The following is a 10,012-nucleotide window of genomic DNA, read 5'->3' as shown; positions in this document are numbered from 1 at the left end:
GTGGGTGATGACGGGATCGAACCGCCGACATTCTGCTTGTAAGGCAGACGCTCTCCCAGCTGAGCTAATCACCCTTTGCTTCTCTGAGGCCGCGAAATTTACGCAGATACCGAAGCTAAGTCAATAGCCTGCTTGAAGTTTTTCTGAAAAAGACAAATTCATGTCATCTCCTGGGGCGTCAATCAGCGACACCACCAACCTCAAGCCGTATCCATAGCGGTCCCGGCACCTCGGTTAATCGCTATAAATCATTTTCTTGGTCATGCCACCGTCGACCACAAACTCCTGGCCCGTAACAAACCCGGCATTCTTCGACAACAACCAGGCCACCATTGCCGCTACGTCCTCGACCGTCCCTACCCGGCCCGCCGGATGCTGAGCATGATCAGCGTCGCTCAGCGGTTCGGCACGCCGTGCTGCTGGATCACGCGCATCAATCCAGCCAGGGCTGACCGCATTGACTCGAATCTCCGGCCCCAGACTGATGGCCAAGGCGTGAGTCAATGCCAGCAAACCGCCCTTGCTCGCCGCATAAGCCTCGGTATCCGGTTCCGACTGCGCAGCCCGGGTCGAGGCCAGATTGACGATGGCGCCGCTATGAGCACGCAAATAAGGCGCGCAGTGCTTGGCCAGCAGCATGGGTCCGCCGAGGTTCACCGCCAGCACTCGATTCCAGTAAGCCAGATCGAGACTTTCCAGGGTGATGTTGTGCGGATCGGCGACTGCCGCATTGCACACCAGCGCGTCGATGCGACCGAACTGCCCGAGCACCTCGGCGACACCCCGAGCCACCTGCTGCTCATCGGCCACGTCCATGGCGATGAACCAGGCATTGTCACCCAGCACCTTGGCAACCTTCGAGCCGCGCACCCGATCCAGATCGGTCAGCACCACCTGCCAGCCTTCGCTGATCAACCAGGCGGCAATTCCCAGGCCTATGCCGCGTGCAGCACCGGTGACCAGTGCAACCCGACCATTAGTGCCACTCGCAGGCATGGACAACTCGATCACAAGGCAGCCAGCCCGCGCGCCAGATCTGCTTGCAGGTCAGCCACGTCTTCCAGGCCGACCGCAATGCGGATCAAGCTGTCGCGGATCCCGGCAGCCTCACGCTCTTGCGGCGCCAGGCGACCGTGAGAGGTGGTGCTCGGATGGGTAATGGTGGTCTTGCTGTCACCGAGGTTGGCGGTGATCGAGATCAAACGCGTGGCATCGATAAAGCGCCAGGCGCCCTCTTTACCACCCTTGACCTCGAAACTCACCACGGCGCCAAAACCCTTCTGCTGACGCTGAGCCAACTCATGCTGCGGATGGCTCTTGAGGCCGGCGTAATGGACTTTCTCGATGCCGTCCTGCTGCTCCAGCCACTCGGCCAACTGCTGGGCGTTGGCGCAGTGCGCCTTCATGCGCAGACTCAAGGTTTCCAGCCCCTTGAGGAAGATCCAGGCGTTAAACGGACTCAAGGTCGGCCCGGCAGTGCGCAGGAAGCCAACGATTTCTTTCATCTGCTCGCTGCGACCGGCCACCACACCGCCCATGCAACGGCCCTGACCGTCGATGAACTTGGTCGCCGAATGCACGACCACGTCCGCACCGAGCTTCAACGGCTGTTGCAAGGCAGGCGTGCAGAAGCAGTTGTCGACCACCAGCATCGCGCCCTTGGCGTGAGCCACTTTGGACAACTCGGCGATGTCCACCAGTTCGGCCAGCGGATTGGAAGGCGACTCGACAAACAGCAATTTAGTGTTGGCCTTGATCGCCGCATCCCAGCCAGACAGATCCGCCAGAGGCACGTAATCGACTTCGATGCCAAAACGCTTGAAGTACTTTTCGAACAGGCTGATGGTCGAGCCGAACACGCTGCGCGACACCAGCACATGATCGCCAGCACTGCACAGGCTCATCACCACCGCGAGAATCGCCGCCATGCCGGTGGCCGTCGCCACTGCCTGCTCAGCACCTTCGAGCGCGGCGATACGCTCTTCGAACGCACGAACGGTTGGGTTGGTGTAACGCGAGTAAACGTTGCCCGGCACTTCACCAGCGAAGCGTGCCGCCGCATCGGCAGCGGTACGGAACACGTAGCTCGAAGTGAAGAACATCGGATCACCGTGTTCGCCTTCCGGCGTGCGGTGCTGACCGGCGCGAACGGCCAGGGTATCGAACGCTACGCCATCGAGGTCGCTGTCCAGCCGACCGGCATCCCAATCCTGACTCATGCTGTCACTCCTTGCCCCGTTCTTGATAGATAAAAATTCTTTGATAGATACAAAACCGGCCCCTCAGGGCCGGTAGAAACTCAGTTGTTGTACAGATCGATGATCGCACTGACTGCCTGCGTCTTGACCTTGGAGGCATCGTTGCGTGCCTGCTCGATCTTGTTCAGGTAAGCCTCGTCGATGTCGCCGGTGACGTACTTGCCATCGAACACCGCACAGTCGAAATTCTCGATCTTGATCTTGCCCCCGCCAACCGCTTCGATCAAGTCAGGCAGGTCCTGATAGATCAACCAGTCAGCACCGATCAGATCAGCTACGTCCTGAGTCGAACGATTGTGGGCGATCAGTTCGTGAGCGCTCGGCATGTCGATGCCGTAAACGTTCGGGTAACGCACGGCCGGGGCTGCCGAGCAGAAGTAGACGTTTTTGGCGCCGGCTTCGCGGGCCATCTGGATGATCTGCTTGCAGGTGGTGCCGCGAACGATGGAGTCGTCCACCAGCATCACGTTTTTGCCGCGGAATTCCAGCTCGATGGCGTTGAGCTTCTGGCGTACGGATTTTTTCCGTGCGGCCTGTCCCGGCATGATGAAGGTCCGGCCGATGTAGCGGTTCTTCACGAAACCTTCGCGGAACTTCACGCCCAGATGGTTCGCCAGCTCCAGCGCCGCGGTGCGGCTGGTGTCCGGGATCGGGATGACCACATCGATGTCGTGTTCTGGACGCTCGCGCAGGATCTTCTCGGCCAGCTTCTCACCCATGCGCAGACGCGCCTTGTAAACCGAAACGCCGTCGATGATCGAATCCGGACGCGCCAGGTAGACGTGCTCGAAGATGCACGGCGTCAGCGATGGATTGGTCGCGCACTGACGGGTGTGCAGCTTGCCGTCTTCAGTGATGTAGACCGCTTCGCCCGGTGCCAGGTCGCGAATCAGGGTGAAACCGAGCACGTCCAGGGAAACGCTTTCGGAGGCGATCATGTACTCGACGCCTTCGTCGGTGTGACGCTGACCGAAGACGATCGGGCGGATGCCGTGCGGGTCACGGAAACCGACGATGCCGTAACCGGTCACCATCGCAACGACCGCGTAACCACCCACGCAACGGTTGTGCACGTCGGTGACGGCCGCAAACACGTCTTCTTCGGTTGGCTGCAACTTACCGCGCTGGGCCAGTTCGTGAGCAAACACGTTGAGCAGCACTTCCGAATCGGAGTTGGTGTTGACGTGGCGCAGGTCAGATTCGTAAATCTCCTTGGCCAGCTGTTCAACGTTGGTCAGGTTACCGTTGTGCGCCAGAGTGATGCCATACGGCGAGTTGACGTAAAACGGCTGAGCTTCGGCCGAAGTCGAACTGCCTGCCGTCGGATAACGCACATGGCCAATGCCCATGTGACCGACCAGGCGCTGCATGTGACGCTGATGAAACACGTCACGAACCAGACCGTTGTCCTTGCGCAGGAATAACCGGCCATTATGGCTGGTCACGATACCGGCAGCGTCCTGGCCGCGGTGCTGGAGGACGGTTAGCGCGTCATACAGCGCCTGATTGACGTTCGACTTACCGACGATACCGACGATGCCACACATGCGACGCAACCCCTACTTAATGAAACTGAACTGAATACATCTCACTGCGGCGTTTTGGCCGTCGGCAAGAGGTGCTCCTTGAACGGTATGTCAGCGGGTACGCTGATACCGCTGGCCAGCCACTGACTGCTCCACCCTAATATGAGGTTTTTGGACCAGTCTGCAACCAATAGAAATTGTGGCACGAGCCTTGACTCCTGCCACCACTTATCCTGCTGTACCGGGCCCAGACTCAAGAGCCCGACGGCGGTGACCACCAGCAGCGCGCCACGCGCCGCGCCGAAGGCCATGCCGAGAAAACGATCGGTCCCGGACAAGCCGGTGACGCGAACCAGTTCGCTGATAAGGTAATTGATCATTGCGCCCACCATTAAGGTGGCGACAAACATGATGGCACAGCCCGCGATTACGCGAGCCGACGGTGTTTCGATGTATCCGGCGAGGTACTCGGACAGTGAGCCACCGAACATCCAGGCAACAGCTCCTGCGATGATCCAGGTCAGCAGCGATAAGGCTTCCTTGACGAAGCCGCGGCTCAGACTGATCAAAGCGGAGATGGCGACGATTGCAACGATCGCCCAATCAACCCAGGTAAATGGCACAGTGCAGCCTACAGACGGATAAGGCGGCGCATTTTAGCAGAGCCCATGGCTGTCGGTAAGCTGCGATTGCAAGTGCATTTGAAATCAGTCAGTTAGCGTCAGCCGCGCTCAGGCTGGAAGCGAACGACAAAGCCTTTGAGGTTCTGCTGACGGCCCAGCAGGTCACGCAGGCGATCGGCTTCTGCACGCTCGATCAACGGCCCGACAAACACCCGATTCTTGCCATCGGCGGAACGGATATAGGCGTTGTAACCCTGGCTACGCAGGGTTTTCTGCAAGCTTTCGGCGCTTTCACGGCTCGACAGACTGGCCAACTGCACCGACCAACTGACCGACAGGCCATTGGCGTCGACACGACTCTGGCTGGTGTCAGGCTTGCTCGGCGCCGCAGCGATCGGTTGTGCGGGAGCAGGTGCCGGTTTGGGCGCAGGCGGCGTTACGGGCTTGGCGACAACCGGGGCTGGCACGATAGGAGCGCTGGGGGCAGCCGGCCTGGAAGGCGCTTTCTCCGAGGCAATCTCTTCATCGGTTGGAACCGGCTCCTGCGGCAGCGCTTGCGGCTCCGGCACCACCACCGGCTCGACCTGTACTTGCGGCATTGCCGAGGCCCGAGGTGCAGCCGGGGCCTGAACCACCACCTGACGCTGCTCATCTTCCCGGGAAAACAGCATTGGCAAGAAAATCACCGCCAATGCCACCAGAACCAGAGCCCCAACCATCCGCTGCTTGTACGCGTTATCCAGCAAAGCCATGTGCAGCTTCCTCCGTGGAGCGCCGAGCCAACCATTCGAGGGCCTCGGCAACACAATAAAATGATCCGAACAGCAGAATTTCATCTTCCGCCGTTGCCAGCGCACATTGCCCTTCCAGGGCATCCGCGACACTTGCATAGGATGTTACCGACGCCCCAAGGTTCTGCAACGCAACCTGCAAATCCGCAACCGGACGTGCGCGCGCAGAATCGAGCGGGGCGACAGCCCAATGCTGGACACTACCACTCAATTCGCCGACAACTCCATCGAGATCCTTGTCAGCCAACAAACCAAATACCGCCAAACGTCGACCCGCCACCGGCCGGCGAGCCAAACGCTGAGCCAGGTACTCGGCGGCATGCGGGTTATGCCCCACATCCAGCATCAGGTTCAGACGCTTGCCGTGCCAGTTGAACTGGCGGCGATCCAGACGCCCAACCACTGATGTTGCTTTCAATGCCGCGACAATCTGCTCGGCCTGCCATGGCAAACCCAGCAACGCATAAGCCTGCAACGCCAGCGCGGCGTTTTCCATCGGCAGATCGAGCAACGGCAAGTCGTGCAACTCTATCGCACGCCCTTGAGGATCGACGCCCCGCCACTGCCAGTTCTGCTCGGTGACGCCCAAATCAAAATCACGACCGCGCAGGAAGAACGGGCAATTGAGCTCGCGCACTTTATCCAGCAGGGGCTGAGGCGGATTGAGGTCACCACAGAGCGCAGGCGCGCCCTGACGGAAGATGCCGGCCTTTTCGAAGGCGACGGATTCGCGGGTATTACCGAGGTAATCTGCGTGATCAACGCCAATACTGGTGACCAGCGCGACGTCAGCATCCACCAGATTGACGGTATCCAGACGTCCGCCGAGACCAACTTCCAGCACCACCGCATCCAGACCTGCACGCTGAAACAGCCAGAACGCCGCCAGTGTGCCCACCTCAAAATACGTCAGGGAGATTTCACCGCGCCCAGCGTCAATCGCAGCAAAGGCTTCGCACAACTGCGCATCAGTGGCTTCGACGCCGTTGACCTGCACCCGCTCGTTGTAACGCAGCAAGTGCGGAGAATTGTAGACACCGACCGTGAGCCCTTGCGCCCGCAGCAATGACGCAACGAACGCACAGGTAGAACCCTTGCCATTGGTGCCGGTGACCGTGATCACCCGAGGCGCCGGCTTGCCCAATCCCATCCGGGACGCTACCTCTTGCGAGCGCGCAAGCCCCATGTCGATGGCTGACGGATGCAACTGCTCAAGGTAGGCGAGCCAGTCGCCAAGGGTACGTTCGGTCATAGGTTTGCAGGCACCGGCGGAACCACGACTGGCTCGACCGGCGCGACCACGAACTTAGGCGCCGGCAGCCCCATCAGTTGCGCCAACAGGTTACCCAGGCGTGGACGCAGCTCATGGCGAGCAATGATCATGTCGATCGCACCGTGCTCCAGCAGGAACTCGCTACGCTGGAAGCCTTCCGGTAGCTTTTCACGCACGGTCTGCTCGATAACGCGCGGACCGGCGAAGCCGATCAGGGCTTTCGGCTCACCGACGATGACGTCGCCGAGCATCGCCAGACTGGCGGAAACACCACCGTAAACCGGGTCGGTCAGCACGGAGATGAACGGAATGCCTTCTTCGCGCAGACGCGCCAATACCGCCGAGGTCTTGGCCATTTGCATCAGCGAGATCAGCGCTTCCTGCATCCGCGCACCACCGGAAGCGGCGAAGCAGATCATCGGGCAACGGTTTTCCAGCGCGTAGTTGGCCGCACGCACGAAGCGCTCGCCGACGATCGCACCCATCGAACCGCCCATGAAGGAGAACTCGAACGCAGAAACCACCACCGGCATGCCCAGCAGGGTACCGCTCATGGAGATCAGCGCGTCTTTTTCACCGGTCTGCTTCTGCGCAGCGGTCAGGCGATCCTTGTACTTCTTGCCGTCACGGAACTTCAGACGGTCAACCGGCTCCAGGTCAGCGCCCAGTTCGGCACGGCCTTCGGCATCAAGGAAAATGTCGATCCGCGCACGTGCGCCGATGCGCATGTGGTGGTTGCACTTGGGGCAAACATCCAGGGTTTTTTCCAGCTCTGGACGATACAGCACCGCCTCGCAGGATGGGCACTTGTGCCACAGACCTTCAGGCACCGAGCTTTTCTTCACCTCGGAACGCATGATCGAAGGGATCAGTTTGTCTACTAACCAGTTGCTCATGCTTTCTTTCTCCAGTACCGGCGGCCCGAACGCTTTGGTTCGCAGCCCCGTGTATGCCCTTGAGCTAAATTCATGTGTGCGGCGATGATTGGTGGATGGCCGGGTCAGCAAGACTGACCTTCGTACAACCCAAAACCCTCAGCCATGCCTGCCTTATGCAGTACACCTGTTTTGTACAGTGCAGTGGACGGCGGCAGTCTGCCAGCCGTCACATCAACGTGTCACTCGACAGCGCCTACAGGCTACTGCGTACAGCCTTGATGAATGCGCGAATCTTCGCGTGATCCTTGATCCCCTTGCTCTGCTCTACCCCACCGCTGACGTCCACCGCGTAGGGGTGAACCCGGGCAATGGCCTCGGCCACATTGGCCGCCGACAGACCACCCGCGAGGATGATCGGCTTGCTCAATCCTTGCGGTATCAATGACCAGTCAAAGGCCTCGCCGGTTCCGCCGGGAACACCTTCGACATAGGTATCGAGCAAAATGCCGCTGGCTTTAGCGTAGGCATCGCAACTGGCGGCGATATCGTCGCCCGCCTTGACCCGTAACGCCTTGATATACGGCCGATGGTAACCCTCGCAATCGGCCGGGGTTTCGTCGCCGTGGAACTGCAACAGGTCCAGCGGTACCGCGTCGAGAATCTCACCGAGTTCGCAGCGGCTGGCGTTGACGAACAAGCCCACCGTGGTCACGAATGGCGGCAACGCAGCGATGATCGCCCGAGCCTGCTGCACCGTCACCGCCCGCGGGCTTTTGGCATAGAACACAAAACCAATCGCGTCTGCCCCGGCATCGACCGCCGCCAACGCATCTTCAATGCGGGTAATCCCACAAATTTTGCTGCGAACGGCTGACATGTCGTTTGAACCTCAGGGCAAATCCGGGGAAGTCCCGGATGGTAGCAAATGCATTCGAGGGCGTCAGCCGTCAAGTTCCGAGAAGCCAGTCAGGAAGTGCGGACCGATGTAACGCTCGGGCAATTGGAACTCATCGCGATACTCGACCTGCACCAGGTACAGCCCGAATGGATGGGCCGTGACGCCGCCAGTACGACGAATCCGGCTTTCCAGCACTTCCCGAGCCCATTCCACCGGACGCTCACCGGCACCGATAGTCATCAGCACACCGGCGATATTGCGCACCATGTGATGCAGGAACGCGCTGGCGCGGATATCCAGTACGATCATCTTGCCGTGCTGGGTGACTCGCAGGTGATGGATTTCCTTGATCGGCGACTTGGCCTGACACTGACCAGCACGGAAGGCGCTGAAGTCGTGGGTGCCGACCAGATGCTGCGCCGCCTCGGCCATGCGCTGGACATCCAGCGGCCGGTGATTCCAGGTGACCTCTTCGTTGAGGTGTGCCGGACGGATCTGATCGTTGTAGATCACATAACGGTAACGACGGGCAATCGCCTTGAAACGCGCATGGAAATGCGCCGGCATGACCTTGGCCCAGCTGACACTGATGTCGTGGGGCAAGTTGATATTGGCGCCCATGACCCAGGCCTTCAACGAGCGGTCAACTTGAGTATCGAAATGCACCACTTGACCGCAGGCGTGCACGCCGGCGTCGGTGCGACCCGCGCAGTGCAAGGACACCGGTGAATCCGCGACCTTCGATAGAGCCGTTTCAAGGGTTTGCTGCACGGTGGCCACACCGGACGCCTGACGCTGCCAGCCGCGATAGCGCGAGCCTTTGTATTCAACGCCCAATGCGATCCGGAAAAAGCCGTCGGCCGCCATTTCGGCAGCCGGGTTATCTATATTTGCCAAGGAGTGACAGCCTGCTGATGTACGCAAAGGCGGGCATTATAAGGCCGCCGGGGCGGGACGCCATGTTCACGGAGTTTTTTGTTCGCGCCCCGGCAAACGAATTGTTATTTGCATGAGCCGCCGCAGTTTCGCTATATAGATAAATACATAACGAAGATCGAATAACTGACGAGAATTGATAAATGAGCGCCATGCAAAAGGAAGCCGTTGGATTGGACTATAGCCTGGAGGGAATGCTCCATGCCAAACGCAAGACCTGGGAGGCTATCGAAGCAATGGTCCGCCGGATAAAACCCGGCATGCTGGAGTCCGAAGCCCTGCTGATGGGGCTCGAAGTACTGAACGAACTGGGCATGGACCGCATCTGGCACCCGACCAAGATCCGCTTCGGCGAGAACACCTTGAAAACCTTCAAGCAGCCCTCCAGCGGCGATCCAGTGCTGGGTGAAAACGATATTTTCTTCATTGACCTTGGGGTCGTGTGGAATCGCCACGAGGGCGACTCCGGCGCCACGTTCACCACCGGCAACGACCCTGAAATGCTTGCCTGCGCAGCGGCCGCGAAAACCCTGTTCGACCAGGTTCAGGACTATTGGCGAACCCATCAGGTCGCTGGCCCCGAACTGTATCGCTACGCAGAAGAACAGGCGTCCGCGATGGGCTGGGTGCTGAACCTGGACATCAAGGGCCATCGGGTCAGCGACTTTCCCCATGCGATCTATCGTGCAGGCGACCTGGGTAACTTCGAAGCCTGCCCGAATGTGGGACTGTGGATCCTCGAAATCCAGCTGGCCCACCCTACCCGGCCGTTCGGCGCGTTTTACGAGGATTTGCTGGCCTGAAACAAAACGGCAGCCTCAATGGGCTG

At 59.7% G+C, this 10,012-nt stretch carries 10 protein-coding genes and 1 tRNA gene; 1 reads left to right on the top strand and 10 read right to left on the bottom strand.

Annotated elements, in window-relative coordinates:
* Position 1: 1 nt before the first annotated feature.
* From AC1RPZ_RS25325 to truA, 10 genes are all read right to left on the bottom strand, one after another.
* Positions 2 to 74: transfer RNA gene (locus AC1RPZ_RS25325), tRNA-Val, on the bottom strand.
* 160 nt (positions 75 to 234) lie between these two features.
* A complete protein-coding gene (locus AC1RPZ_RS25320; RefSeq protein WP_493140361.1) occupies positions 235 to 996 on the bottom strand; it encodes an SDR family oxidoreductase in 762 nt (253 codons plus the stop codon).
* Between the two features lie 11 nt (positions 997 to 1,007).
* Positions 1,008 to 2,219, bottom strand: coding sequence for an O-succinylhomoserine sulfhydrylase (locus AC1RPZ_RS25315; protein ID WP_493140359.1), 1,212 nt, complete (start codon positions 2,217 to 2,219; stop codon positions 1,008 to 1,010).
* A gap of 80 nt (positions 2,220 to 2,299) precedes the next feature.
* Positions 2,300 to 3,805 (bottom strand): amidophosphoribosyltransferase, encoded by a 1,506-nt coding sequence (gene purF, locus AC1RPZ_RS25310; RefSeq protein ID WP_493140357.1) that lies wholly within the window; start codon positions 3,803 to 3,805, stop codon positions 2,300 to 2,302.
* A 41-nt stretch (positions 3,806 to 3,846) separates the two neighbouring features.
* The gene (locus AC1RPZ_RS25305; protein ID WP_123425737.1) at positions 3,847 to 4,407 is read right to left on the bottom strand and encodes a CvpA family protein; all 561 of its coding nucleotides are present in this window, start codon (positions 4,405 to 4,407) and stop codon (positions 3,847 to 3,849) included.
* Positions 4,408 to 4,505: 98 nt separating this feature from the next.
* The gene (locus tag AC1RPZ_RS25300; protein ID WP_493140355.1) at positions 4,506 to 5,159 is read right to left on the bottom strand and encodes an SPOR domain-containing protein; all 654 of its coding nucleotides are present in this window, start codon (positions 5,157 to 5,159) and stop codon (positions 4,506 to 4,508) included.
* Positions 5,143 to 6,450, bottom strand: a complete 1,308-nt coding sequence (folC, locus tag AC1RPZ_RS25295) for a bifunctional tetrahydrofolate synthase/dihydrofolate synthase (protein ID WP_493140353.1) — start codon at positions 6,448 to 6,450, stop codon at positions 5,143 to 5,145. The genes AC1RPZ_RS25300 and folC overlap by 17 nt, the downstream gene beginning before the upstream one ends.
* On the bottom strand, positions 6,447 to 7,367 hold the full coding sequence (accD, locus tag AC1RPZ_RS25290) for an acetyl-CoA carboxylase, carboxyltransferase subunit beta (RefSeq protein ID WP_493140351.1): 921 nt from the start codon (positions 7,365 to 7,367) through the stop codon (positions 6,447 to 6,449). The genes folC and accD overlap by 4 nt, the downstream gene beginning before the upstream one ends.
* A 235-nt stretch (positions 7,368 to 7,602) precedes the next feature.
* Entirely contained in the window at positions 7,603 to 8,226 is a 624-nt protein-coding gene (locus AC1RPZ_RS25285; RefSeq protein WP_493140349.1) for a phosphoribosylanthranilate isomerase, read from the bottom strand.
* Positions 8,227 to 8,289: 63 nt separating this feature from the next.
* Positions 8,290 to 9,114 carry a tRNA pseudouridine(38-40) synthase TruA gene (gene truA / locus AC1RPZ_RS25280; RefSeq protein WP_493140365.1) on the bottom strand — a complete coding sequence of 275 codons (825 nt, stop codon included), beginning with the start codon at positions 9,112 to 9,114 and terminating at the stop codon, positions 8,290 to 8,292.
* Positions 9,115 to 9,326: 212 nt separating this feature from the next.
* On the opposite strand from truA, the gene AC1RPZ_RS25275 reads away from it, so the two are divergent.
* On the top strand, positions 9,327 to 9,986 hold the full coding sequence (locus tag AC1RPZ_RS25275; protein ID WP_493140347.1) for a M24 family metallopeptidase: 660 nt from the start codon (positions 9,327 to 9,329) through the stop codon (positions 9,984 to 9,986).
* The last annotated feature ends 26 nt before the right edge of the window (positions 9,987 to 10,012 follow it).

It is taken from the genome of Pseudomonas sp. GW822-FHT02D10 (assembly GCF_058802345.1).
This window is presented reverse-complemented; position numbering and strand designations above follow the sequence as displayed.

What these genes read in the sequence shown, in the direction of transcription:
- AC1RPZ_RS25320 (WP_493140361.1), bottom strand. Translation starts at nt 996, where the DNA reads ATGCCTGCGAGTGGCACTAATGGTCGGGTTGCACTGGTCACCGGTGCT.
- purF (WP_493140357.1), bottom strand. Translation starts at nt 3,805, where the DNA reads ATGTGTGGCATCGTCGGTATCGTCGGTAAGTCGAACGTCAATCAGGCG.
- AC1RPZ_RS25275 (WP_493140347.1), top strand. Translation starts at nt 9,327, where the DNA reads ATGAGCGCCATGCAAAAGGAAGCCGTTGGATTGGACTATAGCCTGGAG.
- AC1RPZ_RS25315 (WP_493140359.1), bottom strand. Translation starts at nt 2,219, where the DNA reads ATGAGTCAGGATTGGGATGCCGGTCGGCTGGACAGCGACCTCGATGGC.
- AC1RPZ_RS25285 (WP_493140349.1), bottom strand. Translation starts at nt 8,226, where the DNA reads ATGTCAGCCGTTCGCAGCAAAATTTGTGGGATTACCCGCATTGAAGAT.
- folC (WP_493140353.1), bottom strand. Translation starts at nt 6,450, where the DNA reads ATGACCGAACGTACCCTTGGCGACTGGCTCGCCTACCTTGAGCAGTTG.
- truA (WP_493140365.1), bottom strand. Translation starts at nt 9,114, where the DNA reads ATGGCGGCCGACGGCTTTTTCCGGATCGCATTGGGCGTTGAATACAAA.
- AC1RPZ_RS25300 (WP_493140355.1), bottom strand. Translation starts at nt 5,159, where the DNA reads ATGGCTTTGCTGGATAACGCGTACAAGCAGCGGATGGTTGGGGCTCTG.
- accD (WP_493140351.1), bottom strand. Translation starts at nt 7,367, where the DNA reads ATGAGCAACTGGTTAGTAGACAAACTGATCCCTTCGATCATGCGTTCC.